The 18,023-nt window shown below is 41.1% G+C and carries 15 protein-coding genes; 13 read left to right on the top strand and 2 right to left on the bottom strand.

Going from position 1 to position 18,023, the window contains the following annotated elements; translation table 11 throughout:
* The first annotated feature begins 218 nt into the window (after window positions 1-218).
* The 9 genes from AN214_RS06525 to AN214_RS06485 all read left to right on the top strand — a co-directional run bounded on the left by AN214_RS06525 (window position 219) and on the right by AN214_RS06485 (window position 10,837).
* A complete protein-coding gene (locus AN214_RS06525; protein ID WP_161805663.1) occupies window positions 219-1,325 on the top strand; it encodes an EAL domain-containing protein in 1,107 nt (368 codons plus the stop codon).
* Window positions 1,326-1,691: 366 nt separating this feature from the next.
* Complete coding sequence (leuA, locus tag AN214_RS06520; RefSeq protein WP_054978975.1) at window positions 1,692-3,239, top strand: 2-isopropylmalate synthase; 1,548 nt, start codon at window positions 1,692-1,694, stop codon at window positions 3,237-3,239.
* Window positions 3,236-4,315 carry a 3-isopropylmalate dehydrogenase gene (gene leuB, locus AN214_RS06515; protein ID WP_054978974.1) on the top strand — a complete coding sequence of 360 codons (1,080 nt, stop codon included), beginning with the start codon at window positions 3,236-3,238 and terminating at the stop codon, window positions 4,313-4,315. Before leuA ends, leuB begins: the two co-directional genes overlap by 4 nt.
* Before the next feature lie 61 nt (window positions 4,316-4,376).
* Entirely contained in the window at window positions 4,377-5,777 is a 1,401-nt protein-coding gene (gene leuC / locus AN214_RS06510; RefSeq protein ID WP_054978973.1) for a 3-isopropylmalate dehydratase large subunit, read from the top strand.
* On the top strand, window positions 5,777-6,376 hold the full coding sequence (leuD, locus tag AN214_RS06505) for a 3-isopropylmalate dehydratase small subunit (protein ID WP_054978972.1): 600 nt from the start codon (window positions 5,777-5,779) through the stop codon (window positions 6,374-6,376). Before leuC ends, leuD begins: the two co-directional genes overlap by 1 nt.
* Window positions 6,377-6,441: 65 nt before the next feature.
* Window positions 6,442-6,843 (top strand): ACT domain-containing protein, encoded by a 402-nt coding sequence (locus AN214_RS06500; RefSeq protein WP_054978971.1) that lies wholly within the window; start codon window positions 6,442-6,444, stop codon window positions 6,841-6,843.
* A 2-nt stretch (window positions 6,844-6,845) separates the two neighbouring features.
* Window positions 6,846-7,466 (top strand): trimeric intracellular cation channel family protein, encoded by a 621-nt coding sequence (locus tag AN214_RS06495; RefSeq protein ID WP_054978970.1) that lies wholly within the window; start codon window positions 6,846-6,848, stop codon window positions 7,464-7,466.
* Between the two features lie 59 nt (window positions 7,467-7,525).
* On the top strand, window positions 7,526-9,040 hold the full coding sequence (locus AN214_RS06490; RefSeq protein WP_054978969.1) for a YifB family Mg chelatase-like AAA ATPase: 1,515 nt from the start codon (window positions 7,526-7,528) through the stop codon (window positions 9,038-9,040).
* Between the two features lie 84 nt (window positions 9,041-9,124).
* On the top strand, window positions 9,125-10,837 hold the full coding sequence (locus AN214_RS06485) for a hypothetical protein (RefSeq protein ID WP_054978968.1): 1,713 nt from the start codon (window positions 9,125-9,127) through the stop codon (window positions 10,835-10,837).
* Window positions 10,838-10,899: 62 nt separating this feature from the next.
* Here AN214_RS06485 and AN214_RS06480 read toward each other — a convergent pair whose 3' ends face one another.
* Window positions 10,900-11,586, bottom strand: a complete 687-nt coding sequence (locus AN214_RS06480) for a response regulator transcription factor (protein WP_010561224.1) — start codon at window positions 11,584-11,586, stop codon at window positions 10,900-10,902.
* Window positions 11,587-11,735: 149 nt separating this feature from the next.
* Entirely contained in the window at window positions 11,736-14,201 is a 2,466-nt protein-coding gene (locus tag AN214_RS06475) for a S9 family peptidase (RefSeq protein WP_054978967.1), read from the bottom strand.
* Window positions 14,202-14,459: 258 nt separating this feature from the next.
* On the opposite strand from AN214_RS06475, the gene AN214_RS06470 reads away from it, so the two are divergent.
* From AN214_RS06470 to AN214_RS06455, 4 genes are all read left to right on the top strand, one after another.
* On the top strand, window positions 14,460-15,575 hold the full coding sequence (locus AN214_RS06470) for a CNNM domain-containing protein (RefSeq protein WP_054979014.1): 1,116 nt from the start codon (window positions 14,460-14,462) through the stop codon (window positions 15,573-15,575).
* Window positions 15,562-15,933 carry a hypothetical protein gene (locus AN214_RS06465; RefSeq protein ID WP_054978966.1) on the top strand — a complete coding sequence of 124 codons (372 nt, stop codon included), beginning with the start codon at window positions 15,562-15,564 and terminating at the stop codon, window positions 15,931-15,933. The genes AN214_RS06470 and AN214_RS06465 overlap by 14 nt, the downstream gene beginning before the upstream one ends.
* Window positions 15,934-16,083: 150 nt before the next feature.
* A complete protein-coding gene (locus AN214_RS06460) occupies window positions 16,084-16,716 on the top strand; it encodes a 2OG-Fe dioxygenase family protein (protein ID WP_010561220.1) in 633 nt (210 codons plus the stop codon).
* 9 nt (window positions 16,717-16,725) lie between these two features.
* Complete coding sequence (locus AN214_RS06455) at window positions 16,726-17,961, top strand: cysteine desulfurase-like protein (RefSeq protein ID WP_054978965.1); 1,236 nt, start codon at window positions 16,726-16,728, stop codon at window positions 17,959-17,961.
* Window positions 17,962-18,023 lie beyond the last annotated feature (62 nt).

Below are 18,023 nucleotides of genomic sequence, written 5' to 3'. Positions count from 1 at the left end.
TGTTTAGGCGCTTTTTTTGTGTTTAAATTTTGCTTTATCTCAGGGATGGTTGCATAAACCATAATTTTCACTCAGTAATTTAAGCTTAAATAAGATTACGAGTAAGCATTGTTTTAAGTTGCGGTTGAGATTAATTCGCTCAATTTGCTGACGTCGCGCAACTGGTAAATTAATTTATTTATGCTTGACTTAAATTACGCATTTAAATGGTTTTTATCATGGAATTAAAAGAACAAACCGTATACATATTTGACAGTAGTGAAGAGCAGCGAGCTACTACACAAAAGTGTATAGAATACTTATGGGCTGGCAGAATTTTCACGACTGGTAATCTCGCTAGTTTACAAAGTGAAGTAGTACAGGGCACCAGTGACGACACTTTAGTTATCGCGGTCAGCGCGTTTACTGATGTTGATATGTCGAGCTGGTTGCTTGGCACAGGTTTTAAAGGCCGTTTAGTCTTACTACTAAATGATGAAGATGCGGTGCCATTATTTTTACCTTGTGAACTCGTCGCACAAATTAATAAACCGGTAAAATTAAGCGATTTTAACCAAGTGTTTAGTCAGCGTTCGGTGACTGAGAAAATCATCGATAAAGACAAACTGGCTTCACTTCTCTCACGACGAGATTGTATTAATCTCGATTTTCAACCGGAATTTCGCAGCCAAAACGAAAAACTATCTGGGTTTGAATGCCTTGTGCGTTTTCAAGAAAACGGGATTAAACTCAGTACTCGCGAAGTGATGAACGCTATCGAGAATCATCAGATGATCGCGACCTTTAGCGAAGTATTCTTTAAGCGCATTGCCGAAGTATTACCCGCATTTAGCAGCGTACGTCTTTCGATTAATCTATCGCTTATCGATCTTGAACAGTATGACTTACTCAAAGTGATGACCCAGCACCTAGATATCGCGGGAATTAATCCTGAACAAATCGTTTTTGAGTTTCCGTTGGACGCATTCTATAGCTCAAATGCTAAGGTCATTGAATTATTAACTGGGCTTAAAGAACTGGGTTTTAGTTTAGCGATTGATGGTGATGATGATGTGCTTAGTAATATTGAAAAGTTGCCATTAGTGATTGATGAAGTAAAAGTACCGGTTGCGCAACTTCAGCATTTAGATAAGCAGCAAATGGATAAGGTATCGCAAGCCTATCACTACCATTCAATTAATTACATATTTGCGCGCATTGAAAATTACCAGCAGCAGAAGCTAGTGCAAAACAATTTCTCATGTAGTTTTATGCAAGGATATTATTTAGCACCGCCGATCCCTGTGAACCAAGTTTTTGAGATGTTAAAAAATAATCGTATTTAATTTGCTCATTTTTAATTTTATTTTTTATGCATAACACTTAACACGATTAACTAATATTTTTCTAAAACCGTCAAATGTGAAAATATATTTCAACAATTGTTGGTTTCTGGTATTTAAATTCCTGTTAGGGCGCTTTTAATACCTGCTTTTTGAATTTTTTATGCTTGTTTTGTTCTTTTGCTAATGGTTAAATTGCCTTAGTTAATGATGGAAACTAAATAAAAATGTCAAACAACACGATTAGCCTACTTCTAAACAACCTCTTACTGCGTAATTGCAGAAGCGGGGCTTAGTGTATTTGACTGAAAAGTTTGCAAAAACCCCGCTAAATGCGGGGTTTTTTTATATTAGGGCAAAGGTGCAGGTATGAGCGATAAAATTTGGATATTTGATACAACGTTACGCGATGGTGAGCAAGCATTAAAAGCAAGCCTTACAGAGGATGATAAGCTTCAGCTGGCTCATGCAATTAGCCGACTAAACGTTGATGTTATGGAAGTCGGTTTTCCGGTTTCTAGTCCAGCTGATTTTAGAGCAGTAGAGCGCATCGCCAGTGAAGTTAAAGGACCATCAATTTGTGGTTTGGCGCGTGCCGTTGAAAAAGACATTGAAGCATGCGGTTTAGCATTAAGACCAGCTGAAAAAAGTCGTATTCATACCTTTATCGCAACCAGTCCATTACATCTTGAACATAAGCTACGCATGAGTCTTGATGACGCAACAGCAATGGCAGTGCGTTCGATTAAGCAAGCGCGAAACTACACTGATGATGTAGAGTTTTCTTGTGAAGATGCGGGGCGTACGCCGCATAGCGATTTATGCCGTATTGTTGAAGCTGCGATTAATGCAGGGGCGTCAACTATTAACCTGCCTGATACTGTTGGCTATGTAACGCCTGATGAATATGCCGCAATGATCACACATTTAATGAATAACGTGCCAAATATCGATAAAGCACGTTTAAGTGTGCATTGTCACAATGACTTAGGTTTAGCCGTTGCTAACTCAATTGCGGCAGTGCAAGCAGGCGCACGTCAAATCGAGTGTACGGTTAATGGTATAGGTGAACGCGCGGGTAACTGCTCACTTGAAGAAGTGTCGATGATCTTAAAAATGCGTGAAGATCACCTTAAATTACATACCGATATTGTCAGCGAAGAAATTTATCGCGCATCACGACAAGTCAGTCAAATTTGCAATATGCCTGTGCAACCAAATAAAGCCATTGTTGGTGAAAATGCGTTTGCTCACAGTTCGGGCATTCACCAAGACGGCGTACTAAAGGCGCAAAACACTTACGAAATTATGGCGCCAGAAACAGTCGGTGTGCCAAACAACCAGTTAAATATGACTTCGCGTTCAGGTCGTCATGTTATTCAGCATCGTTTAAGCGAATTAGGGTATCAAGCTGAAGATTACGATATGGATGCGTTGTACAAAAGCTTCTTAGCGTTAGCCGATCAGAAAGGCACGGTTTATGACTATGACCTTGAAGCGATGATTTATTTTAATAATCAATCGGATGAAAGCGATTTCTATCAATTGTCATTTGTTCATTCAACATCAAATTCTCAGTCAATTGCTAGCAGTAGTATTGGCATGACCATTGGCGGTAAAGAAGTAACTGAAGCTGCTACGGGTAATGGTCCGGTTGAAGCATCATTCAAAGCTATTAAACGTATGACTAATATGGATGTTGAAATAATTGAATATAATTTAGACGCAACAGGGCAAGGCGAAGGGTCGCTTGGTCAGGTTGATATTATTGCTAAGTTTGACGGTCGTCAGTATCACGGCGCAGGTTTAGCAGCAGATATAGTAGAAGCGTCGGTACGCGCTTTGGTTCGAGTTCACAATTTAATTTATCGGGCGCAGCAAGTGTCTGATCTAAAACTACAAAGGAAAGCAGTATGAGCAGCCAGTCAAATTACGACATCGCAGTATTAGCCGGCGACGGTATTGGACCTGAGGTGATGAGCGCCGCAATCGACGTATTAAATGCGGTTAGTGAAAAGTTTAATTTTTCATTGAGCTTAAATCATCACGTAATTGGTGGCGCAGCGATTGATCAATTTGGTAAGGCACTGCCAGATACTACGCTAGCCGCGTGCGAACAAGCCGATGCTATTTTGTTCGGTTCAGTTGGCGGTCCGAAATGGGAAGGCTTACCACCATCAGAGCAGCCTGAGCGTGCGTCGTTATTGCCACTTCGTAAACATTTTGGCTTGTTCTGCAACTTGCGCCCGGCGCAACTATTACCTGCATTGAGTGCTGCATCGCCACTGCGTGCAGATATTAGTTCAAAAGGCTTTGATATTTTATGTGTACGTGAACTTACCGGTGGCATTTATTTTGGCGATAAAGGCCGTAGTGGAGAAGGTGCTGATGAATACGCATTCGATACGCAAAGGTATTCACGTAAAGAAATTGAACGCATTGCGCGCTTTGCGTTTGAAGCCGCTAAGTTACGTGCAAACAAAGTTACTTCGGTTGATAAAGCAAATGTGTTGGCATCGAGCGTGTTGTGGCGTGAAGTGGTAACTGAAGTAAGTAAAGATTATCCAGACGTGGCACTTGATTATATTTATATCGATAACGCAACGATGCAGCTTGTAAAAGAACCAAGCCAATTTGATGTATTGCTATGCGATAACTTATTTGGCGATATTTTATCTGACGAATGCGCAATGATCACAGGATCGATGGGGTTATTACCATCGGCAAGCTTAAATCAAACTGGTTTTGGCTTGTATGAACCTGCTGGTGGCTCTGCACCGGATATTGCTGGAAAAGGCATTGCTAACCCAATCGCACAAATTCTAAGTGCGGCCTTAATGCTGCGTTACTCACTTAAGCAAGATGAAGCCGCACGCACGATTGAAAAGGCAGTGGCAGAAGCTGTAGCTGCCGGTGTGGGAACACCAGATATTTTCCCTACTGCGGGTTACACCACGTTAGACGTTGCAAAAGAAATTATTGCGCGTATTTAATTTTAAATTTTAGGCCTGAATTTAACAGGCCTCCGTCACCGATAATAGCAAGGGGAATGACGTGGCTCAGACCTTATACGATAAAATCTGGCAGGCTCACAAAGTTACTGCCATTAATGAAGAAAGTGATTTACTTTACATTGATCGACACTTAGTACATGAAGTTACATCACCACAGGCATTTGCAGGCCTGCGTGAAGCAAACCGTAAAGTACGCTGCCCTGAAAAAACGTTTGCAACAATGGACCATAACGTATCGACAAAAAGTCGCTCATTAGATGCTGCAAGTGAAGTTTCAAAAAACCAATTAATTGCACTAAAGCAAAACTGTGAAGAGTTTGGCATTGTGCTTTACGATCTTAATTCAATTAACCAAGGTATTGTCCATGTAATGGGGCCTGAACAAGGTATTACCTTGCCGGGTACAACCATTGTATGTGGCGATAGCCATACTTCGACCCATGGTGCGTTTGGTGCGTTAGCGCATGGTATTGGTACTTCTGAAGTAGAGCATGTGTTAGCAACACAAACATTACAGCAGAAAAAAGCAAAGAGTTTAAAAATTCAAATTGATGGCAAAATTAACCTTGGTGTTACCGCAAAAGACATTATTTTAGCGGTTATCGGTAAATTAGGTACCGCGGGTGGTACAGGTTATGTTGCAGAGTTTTGCGGTGAAGCAATCAGTGCGCTTTCAATGGAAGCACGCATGACACTTTGTAATATGAGCATTGAAATGGGTGCTAAAGCAGGCTTAATAGCACCGGATCAAGCAACTTACGACTACTTAGAAGGGCGTCCATTTGCACCAAAAGGTGATGATTGGCAGCAAGCAGTTGCGTATTGGCAAACCCTAAAGAGCGATGATGATGCAGTGTTTGATCACACAGTTGTATTGAATGCTGCGGATATTCAGCCACAAGTTACTTGGGGTACAAGTCCAGAGCAAGTGATTGGCATTGACCAATTAATCCCAGACCCAGATGCACAAAGTGACTTGATTAAAGCTGATGCGATTCGTCGTGCGCTGGCTTATATGGACTTAAAGCCGGGCCAAAAGATTTCAGATCTCTCGGTCGACACGGTATTTATTGGCAGTTGCACAAATAGTCGTATTGAAGATTTGCGCGCTGCAGTCTCGCTCGTTAAAGGTAAGCAAGTAGCGGTGGGCGTTGAAGCGTTAGTGGTGCCAGGCTCAGGCTTAGTTAAAAAACAAGCGGAAGACGAAGGTCTTGCCGATATTTTCAAACAAGCAGGCTTTGAATGGCGAGAGCCGGGATGTTCAATGTGCTTAGCTATGAATGATGATCGCTTAGGCGCGGGCAAGCGCTGTGCGTCGACATCTAACCGTAATTTTGAAGGTCGCCAAGGCCGCGGTGGTCGTACTCACTTAGTGAGCCCAGCAATGGCAGCAGCGGCGGCTATTCATGGTCGATTTGTTGATATTCGAGGAGATATCTAATGAGTAATTATCGCACTGGTTTAATGGCACCACTCGATAAAAATAATGTCGACACAGACCAAATTATCCCAAAGCAGTTTTTAACATCAACAAGTCGTGATGGCTTTGATAAGGCGCTTTTTTACGATTGGCGTTATTTAGATAATGGCGATGCGAACCCTGAATTCATTTTAAATGAAGCGCGATATCAAGGCGCTAGCGTGTTGTTAACACGCGATAATTTTGGTTGTGGTTCATCGCGTGAGCACGCGCCATGGGCATTAAAGCAGTATGGTTTTACGGTAATCTTAGCTCAGAGCTTTGCCGATATCTTCTTTAATAACTGTGCGAATAATCAAATGCTTGCTATCGCATTACCGAGCGAAACACTTGATCATCTATTTCAGGTAACAGAGCAGGTTGCTCAAGTAAATGTTGAAATTGATTTGCAAAATCAAGTTATTAAAAGCAATCACTTTGCTGATATTAAGTTTGATATTCGTCCCGACATTAAACAGCGCCTGTTATCAGGGCTAGATTTTATTGGTGTAACAGAAACACTAAACGATAAGATTGATGCCTTTGAACAACAACTTACAAGCCAAAGGGCTTGGCAATAACTGCCAGATGAAATTAGAATGAAAAAGGCTGTGTTTACAGCCTTTTTTTATACAGGAAAATAATTATGTTTGGCGAAACGAACTTACAACTACTGATAAAAAATATGCGACCGCTGTTACAGCCGCAAAGCTATGTATTTGTATCTGTATCAAATGTTGACGCGTTTGATATGGGTAAGGTATTTGCGCGCATCAACGAGCCAGAAGGGGCGACGTTGATTCTCACCAAACAACAAGCCGTTGAATGGCAGTTAGAATATGTTTCAGAGTTTTCGTTAATAACCCTGCAAATTCACTCAAGCCTTGATGCGGTAGGATTAACGGCAGCATTTTCAAGTGCGTTAGCAAAGCATGGGATTAGCACAAATGTGATTGCAGGCTTTTATCACGACCATATTTTAGTTGCCAAGCAAGATGCAAACAAAGCTATCGATGTGCTTGAAACATTAGCGCAGCAAGCAGGTTAATTATGGATTCGTTATTCCACTGGATTGATTTATTTGGTGTTGCCGTGTTTGCGATCTCTGGTGCACTTGTCGCTTATAAAAAGAAACTAGATGGCTTTGGCGTAGTGGTTTTAGCATCTGCGACTGCAATAGGCGGTGGTACAACGCGCGATGTGATTTTAGATGTGCCGGTTTTTTGGTTAAAAGATCCTACGTATTTGATTTCGATTTTTATCGCTAGCGCCATCACCATTGTATGGCTTAATCGTCAACGCGGATTTCCACAGGTATTGCTTGAAATAGCAGATGCATTAGGGTTGGCATTTTTTGTGGTGATGGGGGTGCAAAAAGCCTTAAGTTTAGGTATGCCAGACTTAACCGCAATTGTAATGGGCACAATTACCGGCTGTTTTGGCGGCATGATCCGTGATGTACTGGCGCGTACCACACCTATGGTTTTAAAAAGTGAGTTGTACGCAACTACCTGTATTTTCGGTGGTATTTTGTATACTCAAAGTTTGAATTTAGGCGTACCAACCAATCTTGCCATGTTGGTGGGAATGCTAGGTACATTAAGCTTACGTATGGGCGCAATAAAGTGGGGCTGGAGCCTACACGTGTTCAAATACAATAAAGAAAAGTAAGCAGCTGAGCGCTAAATATACGCTACACTAAAAGAAAGAAATAAATTAAGGACAATGGAATGTCTTTTGCCTGTGTTTATTCTCGTGCACAAGTCGCGATGGATGCCCCGCTTGTTACCATAGAAATACATATCACCAGTGGCCTACCTAAATTTACCATAGTCGGTTTGCCTGAGGCATCAGTTAAAGAAGCTAAAGATCGTGTGCGCAGCGCAATTATCAACAGCCAATTTAAGTTTCCGCAAGAACGCATTACTGTAAATTTAGCGCCTGCCGACTTACCGAAGGAAGGTGGCCGTTTCGATTTAGCCATTGCAGTTGGTATTTTGTTGGCTTCTAATCAATTGGGTCAGCTCGATTTGCGACAACTTGAATTTTTTGGCGAACTTTCTTTAAGTGGGGAAATTCGTCCTGTGCTGGGACTGCTATCGTCGTTAATTGCTAACGTTAACAGCGAGAAAACGGTTTATATTTCAGCGTTCAATGCCTGTGAAGCTGCGTTGGTAACAAACTGTAATACCAAGCATGCCAGTAGTTTAAATCAGGTTTGCCAAGACTTAACGGGCCAGCAAGCGATTGAATTTACTTTAAACAGCCCACAAGCTGAAGCGTTAACTTCACGCTACACAATTGATATGGCAGAAGTAAAAGGTCAAGCTCAAGCTAAACGCGCACTGGAAATAGCCGCAGCAGGAAAACACAATGTAATGTTTCTTGGCCCGCCTGGCACAGGAAAATCCATGTTGGCAGCACGAATGGCGACCATTATGCCGCCACTTACTGAATCTGAAGCGCTTGAAACCGCAACTGTCTATTCAATTATAGGTAAAACCATCAACAACAGCGAGTGGCAAGTAAGACCGTTTCGCGCGCCCCATCATACTTGCTCTGCGGTTGCTTTAGTTGGCGGCTCTTCAAACCCTAAACCAGGTGAAATTAGTCTCGCGCATAATGGCGTGTTATTTTTGGATGAACTTACTGAGTTTGAACGAAAAGTATTAGACAGTTTGCGCGAACCATTAGAAACACGAAAGGTCACGATATCGCGCGCTGCAAGGCAGTCAGAGTTTCCGGCTAACTTTCAGCTTATTTGTGCGCTAAACCCCAGCCCGACAGGGTGTCATCGTGATAATCGCGCCTCGCCAGAACAAATTTTAAAATATTTAAGTCGTGTATCAGGACCATTTCTGGATCGAATCGATTTGCAAGTAGAATTACCTAAACTAAAAACCCACGAATTACAGTCAACACAGCAAGGCGAAAGCTCTGAGGTTATTCGTAATCGAGTGGTTGCAGCGCAGCAGCGGCAATACCAAAGGCAGGGCAAGTTAAATGCATTGCTGAGTAATAACGAACTTGACCAAGTCGTTACCCTCGATAATGAAAGTTTGGCGTTTATGGCACTGGTTACTGATAAGCTCGATTTATCACCGCGCTCGTATCATCGTGTGCTAAAAGTGGCGCGCACCATTGCTGATTTAGCCGCTGAAAAAACAGTTGCGCTAAATCATATTAAAGAGGCGATTAGTTACCGCGCGTTTGAACGGCTATTAAATACGCTTACACGTGTATAAATACTGCAGCTTGGGCGTTTCCTCAGTTGCACCACTATTAACCAGCTGTTAACATGAAGTTTGGTGCAATTGACAGGAGTTGAAATGAAAAAGTTAGCGAGTGTAATAGCCGGCATTTTATTGGTGGGTCAAAGCTTTTCAGCAAGCGCAAATGCTGATCGTGCGATGGATCTCTATCTCAATCAAGACTACGCGCAAGCCTTTAAACTTTTTCAAAAAACAGCTCATCTCGGTCATGGTAAAAGCCAATTTAATTTGGGTGTTCAATACTTACGCGGGCAAGGTGTACCGCAAGACCCAGTTTTAGCATACGCTTACTTAGCAGTGGCGATTGAAAATGGCTTTCTAACCGCAAGACAAGCTTTAAAAACAGTTGAACGCCGTTTAACCCCAGCACAAACCAAAGCAGCAAAAGCGAAAGCAGATGAATTAATCGGTTTTTATGGTAAAGCTGGTAGCAAGAATATTCGCTATGCATTGCCATTTGGCCGTGCGTATAACCCGCCACCTAAACGCACTGAAAACCCAGAAGCCAAGTACCCAGGTAGTTTGTTTAAAGAGGGTATTCCAGGTATGGCACGATATCTATTTGATATCGACCGCAATGGTATTGTACGAGATATGCAGTTGTTACAAAGCTATCCTACCGATGAATTTGCGCAGAGCGTTCGTGAAAAACTTGAAAATTCACGTTACCAAATCTTAAAAGTAGGCGGTACGTTACGAAAGTTTAGCCAAGCGCAGTTTAGCGGCATGTTTAAACGCACAGATATTCCAGAAGAAACGCGTAAAAAACTAGCGAGCAAACACAAACAATTACTTGCTAAAGCAAAGCGTGGCAACAGCAAAGCCCAAGCAGAATTAGCTGATATGTTAGAGCTAATGAGTGACGACAATATGCTAAAGGTAGCTTATTTACCAGACGACACGGTTTCAAGTTCACAAGGTGAGGCGAACTTACTCGCAAGCAATGCTGATAACTTTTCAAATAATATTCAGCTCGAAGAAGATTTTTATAACTTTGCATACTTAGTATGGTTAGATAAGCAAGGTAACACGCTTCGCTTTGAGGCAACCGGTGATTATAAAGCACCGAAAGAGCTCGATGAACTAGCAGTTAAAACTATGAATAACTGGCAAGTATTGGTCAGCGGCGATGAACAAGCCGAATATGGTCCATTTTTAGCTGAGTTTTTCTATAACAATGAAGCGCGAAATAGTACTTACTCAAACTACCTTAATCGTCAAAACGTAAAATTGAAAAAGATTATTGCCAAACCGCGTGAAGAGATGCCGAGTTACTGGCGTTTAAAAGCAGCACAAGGTGGTGATTTTGCATCACTTATGTTGTTAGGTTCGGGCTGCAACTTACGTATTTTAGGTACTGCCGCTGATCTTGGCCATACGCCAGCGCAAACCTTGGCTGCAAAATGCGTTTTACAAAAAACGAACGCAAATAAAGACCAGCTTAATCAAGCGAAAGAGTGGCTAACAGCGGCTTCGGAACAGGGCGATTATATTGCAATGCGTGAACTTGCCGGCGTTTATGCGCGCGACTCACATAATCAAGGTGAACTAAATTACGCGATTGAATTAACTAAAAAAGTGGTTGATGAGAAAGATGATCCATGGGCATATGAATATATGGCTGCGGCGTATGCTAAATTAGGTCAATTTGAAGAAGCCATTGATATGCAAGAAAAAGCAGTTGAAGAAGCATGGGACAAAGATTACTTTGTTGATGCAGCAAAAGCGCGCTTAGCAGCTTACGAAAATTCAAAGCTAGGTACGTGGTAAAACGTAATATTTATCAAATAAAAAAGGCCGCAAATGCGGCCTTTCTAAATACTGCGAGTTAGTTAACCTAGGGCAATCATATAGCCTTTACCACGTACTGTAACAATACGCTTTTGTTCTTTTTCATCGCCTAATTTCTTACGTAAGCGACCAACTAATACATCTACGGTTCTGTCTGATGGGCTCCAGTCAGATTGACCGATTTCTTCCGATAGCTTTTCACGGCTAGTTGGTTTACCAGCATTACCGATTAATGAAATCAGTACTTTATGTTCTGCTTCAGTTAAGCGTATTTCGTCGCCACTGGCAATGATAAGCGTGCGATGTTCTGGGTGCACTTTGATATCTGAATATTCAATGTATTCGTCATTGGTTTGAAACAAGTTAAGACGCTTAGCAAGCGCTTTTAATCTTAGCTCTAGCTCAAGTAAATCAACTGGCTTACAAATGTAGTCATCTACACCTTGTGCTAACCCTAAAATGCGATCTTCTTGCGAATCGCGGCTTGAAAGTACGACCACACCGATATCGGAAACTAGATTTATCTCTTTAGCGAGCACTAGGCCGTCTACCTGCGGCAGTACAATATCAACAATCGCTAGTTTGATTTCGTGGTTTGAACGAATGATTTCAGCTGCATTTGCACCGGTTTCGTCTACCACAAAACTAAAATCACTATTGCTAAAATGTGATTGAATGCGCCTTACTAGCAAGGAGTCATCTTCAACTAGAAGTACTTGTATTGTCATAATGCTCGTTAATGTGTTTTTCTGCCCGAAGCAATATTATCACCAATTTTTCACTGAATGAAAAATAGAAATGTTATGTCACAAAATGCTTGTGTACAGAAATAATAACGGCCCATTGTGGGCCGTTATTATTTACTAATACTTAAATCTTATTTTTGTGTATATAAGTCGTTCCACCATTGTGGTTGTTCTTTTAGATGTTTGTCGAAATACGCAAGCATGGTATTCCACCAATGGAAGCGTTTATCACGCGCAAAAATTTGGTGGTCTGCGCCTTTATATTCAACTAATTCAACATCTTGACCTAGTAGCTTTAAGGCTGTGTACATAGTGTGGCTTTCGCCCACAGGTACATTGGTATCAGCATCACCATGAATAAGTAATAACGGTGTTTTTACTTTATCAGCGTTAAATACAGGGCTGTGCTCTGAATAAAGCTTAGCGTTATTCCAAGGAAAGCTGTTTTTAGAGGCTTCACCCGAATATAAATAACCCCACCAACCTTGGCCCCAGTAAGAGGTAATATTTGAAATACCTGCATGGGAAATAGACGCGCTAAACATATCTGTTTTGGTTGCCAGCAACATAGTCATAAAGCCACCGTACGATGCACCTAAATTACCTACTTTAGTTTTATCAACAAAGCTGTATTTATTTAAGAATGCATTTGTGCCTTTAATAATGTCATTTGCTGTGTATTCACCCCATGCATTTACGTGTTTAGCTGAGAAATCTTGGCCAAAGCCAGTTGCACCTGTAGGTTGTAATACGTAAACCACATAGCCATTTTCTGCCCATAAATTAAATGGGTAGCGGCCGGTAAATGCGCGATTTACAGGTGAAGTACCGCCATAGTAGTAAACTAACGCAGGGTATTGCTTTTGTTTATCAAGGTTACTAGGTAGATAAACGCGCCCTTTAATTTCAGTGCCTTGATCGTTAGTGAAATTAAATTCTTCCAAACTTGGCAATTGGGTATTAGCGTAGAATGCTTTTTTGCTATTAAATAAGGTCTTTGACTTAGTATTAGAGAGTTTAGTTTTTAATTGCACTTGTTGTGGCAATTGTGCGCCAGTTCCAGCGAAAACAAGGGTAGGTGACTTTTCGTTAGAAACACTAAAGCGCTCAATTACGTCAAGATTCGTTTTTACTTTATTAAAGCGTTTTTTACTTTCATCAAATACATATAGCTGGCGTTTGTCTTCTTCACCAACATTTAAAATCACATCATCATTTTTCAATACGGCAAATTGACCAATACTAGGATCAAATGTTTTTGATAACGCAGTGATGTTTTTACCATCAAAGCTTACAGAATACAGTTGCGTGTCGTAATTGTTACTAAGCTGAGAGTCAGCAACCGTTTTACCTGCTTTTTCACCGAATTCAGGGCCAGCGGTAATGTATAAACCATCACTAGAATACTGCGCACTATTAAAAGTACGGTACTTGCCAATTGTAGTTTGGCTATTGTCTTTTAAGTTGTATTCCAGCAGTTCTGTTAGCATATGTGGCGGTGCAGCATAATCAGAAATAGAACGGCTTAATAACAGCGTTCCGCGTTTGCTATCAAAATCTTGTAAGCTAACACTAAATTCAGCTGGGCTAACTTGGCGCATTAAGCCTGAATTTACATCGTATAAGTAAACACTGGTTTTATTGCGCGCATACGACCAGCGATCTTCTAAACCATTATAGTACTTAGTAAGCGATGTGGACTTTTCAGGGCGCTTTACCCAAGTAAAAATAAGCGTGTCGTTATCATAAAAATCAACATTGCTGATGCCAAATAGATCTTCACTTAATGCGCTGGTGGTTAGCGTTTTAAGGTTTAGTTTATATAGCACTTTATTGCTTGTATATACAAGATGGATGTTATCGTCTGACCAAGCAAAATTGCTGGCGTTAGCTGGTAATGAGTAAACAATCTCGTTGTCTTTTACCGACTTGACAACAGTTTCTTTAATAGCCTTATTTGCATTTTTATCGTTATAGCTGCGCGTTTGCCAAATTAAGTGCTTACCGTTCGGTGAAATGCTTACGTTACTAACGGTTTTGCTATCAAATAGTTGTTTTGCGCTTAGCGTGTTTGGCGCATCACTGGAAACACTGATTTTGCTCTCTTCAATTTCGCTGGTTAAATTTACAGCTACCTTGCCCCAATCTTCAACACTTTCAGTAATAATGATTACTTGGTGTTGTCCGGTTGTTAGCGGTAGTTTATAAGCGTCGCCTTTTTTAGAGAGCAACTCGCCATTAAGGTAAAAACTTGCTTCTTTAACACCATCTAACTTAAGTGTTGCAGGTGTAAAGCGTGTTGTTGTTAATGTGAACTTAAGTGCTTGTAAGCCAGGTTCAGTTAATGCATTTACTTTGCTTAAGTTTTGCCATTTTAGTGTATTACCAAAAAACGAAACTGACTTTTGGTCGGCTGTTAAGCTTTGCTTTAGGTTGGTTAAAATGGCGTTTTTACGGTTTGTTTCAAATGGCTTGAGTGCGTTTTGCGGCGCAATTGGGCCTAAGTAATTAATCTTGCTTGCATCAATTACTTCAGCATGCGCGACAGGAGAAATAAAATAAGCGCCGAGCATTGCTGCTAAAAATGATTTTTTCATTGTGAGTCCTTATGAAAATGCGTGACAAAATCATAGCGAAAAAAAGTATGAATGTATGCTTGAACTCGTTGAGTTGCAGCCCAATTATGGTGAACAACGAAAACGATTGTTAATCGATTTTGTAACGGGCTTTAATTGTGATGGTTTATCGCTGTTTATAAATTAATACAATTAAAATACGGTTGTTATACGCAGCACTGGTTTAATTGGGTAAACTAGTGACTGAAATTATTATTCGCCATGATTCGAGAGGTTACTGTGGCTTTGTTAATTACCTATATGCTGTTAGCTATAGGCATTTCGTTTGTATGTTCAATAATGGAAGCGGTATTACTAAGTATTACCCCAAGCTATGTCGCCAGTTTAAAAAAGCAAAAACCAAAATTGGCTGCGCGCATTAACTCATTAAAAGAAAAAGTAGATCAGCCGTTAGCGGCGATTCTTACTTTAAATACGGTTGCACACACAGCCGGTGCTGCAGGTGTTGGTGCACAAGCTGCTGCGGTATTTGGTGATGCGGCAATTGGTATTGCTTCTGCGGTAATGACACTACTGGTGTTAGTGTTGTCTGAAATTATTCCTAAAACATTAGGTGCAAACTATTGGCGTCAGCTTACGCCAATTGTATCGTCGTCACTTGTAGTAATGGTTCGCTTATTAAAGCCGTTTATTTGGCTTTCAGACATAATTACCAAAATGCTCGGCAGCAAGCAAAGTGAAAGCCACTATATCCGTGCTGAAATTGAAGCGATGGCAGAAATGGGTAGCGAAGCTGGGGCACTTCATCAAGAAGAAAGCGAGCTTATTCGCAGCCTGTTAAAATTCCGCCATTTAAAGTTGGATACTTTATTAACTCCGCGCACAGTATTGTTTAAAGTACACAAAGACTTAACGGTAGATGATTATCTTAAACAACACGGTAGCGTGGCGTTTTCACGCGTACTCGTGTTTGACCAAGATTCTGACGACATCATTGGTTTTGTACACAAAAATGACATCATGCTGGCGTATCATCGTTTAGGTGAAGACTACAAAATTGCCAAGCTAGTTAAGCCAATTTATACCGTGCCTGAAACCCTGCACGTTCACACCTTATTGCAAACACTGTTAGAAAAACGCATTCATATCAGCCTAATCGTAGATGAATACGGTGATGTACAAGGTATTGTTACGTTAGAAGACATGATTGAAAGCCTAATGGGTATGGAAATTGTGGATGAACGCGACCAAACCTTTAATATGCAGACCATGGCTAAGGAAAAGTGGCAGCAACGCGTTGATAATCATGAAAACCTGATTAAAAACGATGAGCACGGTGTTGATACTAAAACACCTGAAGTTGACAAAAAGTCGCTCAGTGATGAGTGTAACTAAGCTACAACATTATTTTGTAAACCTCGCTAAGCGCTTAAATGCTTGGCGAGGCATTATGGTGTTATTAGCTTTTATTAGTGGCGCCTTGTTAGGTGCTTCGCTACTACTCGATAACCCACAAATGAATATCTACCAAGTGGGCTTTCTTTTGCTACTTGGCTGGAGTTTGCTCGGTTATTTTTTTATCGCCAGCTTTAGCTTGTATGATGGGCATATTCCCGCCGATGCATCATGGTTCTCACGTGTTAAACATAAATTAGCTAAGTTCTTTATTAGAATTCTTACTCTAATTTTTGTGTTAATGGCCGCTGTTACCCTATATTTAACGCTTCGCTTAATAAGTGTTTTCAGTAGTTGAATTTTAAATTGAATGTAATATTTAATTTTTGCGTTTAAATTGGATTTTTTAATCTAATTAGTCCTGCATTAATGAAATATAAACCACAAAAAACCTGTTAAAACCGTCTAAGATCTCCGCGATTTATAATTCATCATCTGCGAGCGTGTTATGACGAAAGTAAACAACCAGAATCTGCTGCAATTACGTTTTATTGAGCAAGCATTTATCGAGCAGCTTAAGCCTTCTTTTGATAACTTACCGGCAAACCCATATGCCGACGGTGCATTTCGTTTACGCCGTTACTCTGTAATTAAACTTGTTGATGGCAAATTAAGCCTGCAACCAACTAAAGCATTTGTACAAGATGATTCAATTAACCAATTCCAAGGCAACATTGAACGTACTTACGAAAATCTTGAAGAGTCGCTGTTAGCGACTGACGGTATGCAGCATTTAGTTAACCAATTTATCGAAATGTCAGGCATTGCTAGCGATACTGATATCGAAATTCACCAATTCCGTATGTTAGCGATTGATGCAGATACACCACCAGCACCAGAAGGTGTGCACCAAGATGGTTTTGACCATGTTTGTGTTGCAGGTGTGTCGCACAGCAATATTGAAGGTGGTGAGCTACTAGTTTACGAATCACGCGATGCAGAGCCATGTTTCAAAATGGAAATTAAAGACGGCATGTTTGCCATGGTGAATGACCGTCAGGTATGGCACAACGCGACACCAATGAACAAAATCGACAACGATAAAGTAGGCTACCTAGACTGCTTTGTATTAACAGCGTAGGAACTGATAATGCAATTAACTAAAATCCGTAAGCAGTTTCCAGCGTTAATGCAGGAAGTAGCAGGTAAATCACCGGTATTTTTAGATGGCCCTGGTGGCTCACAAGTACCGCAAAGTGTTTTAACTGCCATGTCAGCTTATTTAGGTCGTTATAATTCAAACTTAGGTGGCGCATTTTTCTCAAGTCATCAAACCGTTGACCTAGTAAATAAAGCACGTGAAAGTGCGGCTACATTGTTAAATGCACCAAGCAAAGAGCAAATTGTATTTGGTCCGAATATGACCAGCCTTACCTTTAGCTTTAGCCGTGCGATTAGCCGTGATTGGCAAGTGGGTGACGAAATTATCGTAACCAATGCAGATCACTTCTCAAATGTATCTAGCTGGCAGCAAGCGGCTGACGATAAAGGCGTAAAAGTTCACGCATTAGAAGTAGATACCGCAGACTGTAGCCTTGATTTAGTGCAGTTAAAATCATTACTCAATGAAAACACTAAGCTTGTTGCAGTCACTTACGCATCAAACACCACAGGTACTATCAACGATATTAAAGCGATTGTTGATATGGCACACCAAGTAGGTGCGCTAGTGTATGTAGATGCTGTGCATTATGCACCGCACATGCTGGTGGATGTACAAGCACTTGATTGTGACTTTTTAGCGTGCTCTGCGTATAAATTCTTTGGCCCACACTTAGGCATGGTTTACGGTAAGCGTGAACACCTAGAAGGTTTTACACCATATAAAGTAGAACCAGCGACTGATTTAATTCCAGGTCGTTGGGAAACGGGTACGCAAAGCTTTGAAGCAATGGCAGGTTTTATTCAAGCCGTTGAGTACATCGCAAGTTTAAGCGAGCTCGATGAAAGCGAACCACTGCGCACGCGTTTAGAAGTGGCTTTTGCCAATGCTAAACAGCATGAAGATGAGCTTTCAAAATACTTCCTTGAGCGTATCGCAAAATATAAATCAGTAACCTTATACGGTATTTCTGATCTGTCTCGCTTAGCCGAGCGTACACCTACATTCGCAATTACTATTGAGGGCGTAACGCCACGCCAAGTGTCTGAGCACTTAGGTAAAGAGCATATCTGTGTGTGGGACGGTAACTTCTACGCCAAAGGCTTATGCCAGCAGCTTAACGTGTTAGACAACGGCGGTGTTATTCGTATTGGTTGTATGCACTACAACACACCCGAAGAATTAGAGCGATTTTTTGATGTATTAGAGCCGCTACTTGCATAAGCTCGCAACAATACATAAACGTGAAAAGGGTAACTGAGTTACCCTTTTTTATTGGATAATCG

Origin of the sequence: Pseudoalteromonas sp. P1-9, assembly GCF_001399975.1 — a bacterium.
Classification (GTDB): domain Bacteria; phylum Pseudomonadota; class Gammaproteobacteria; order Enterobacterales; family Alteromonadaceae; genus Pseudoalteromonas.
This window is presented reverse-complemented; position numbering and strand designations above follow the sequence as displayed.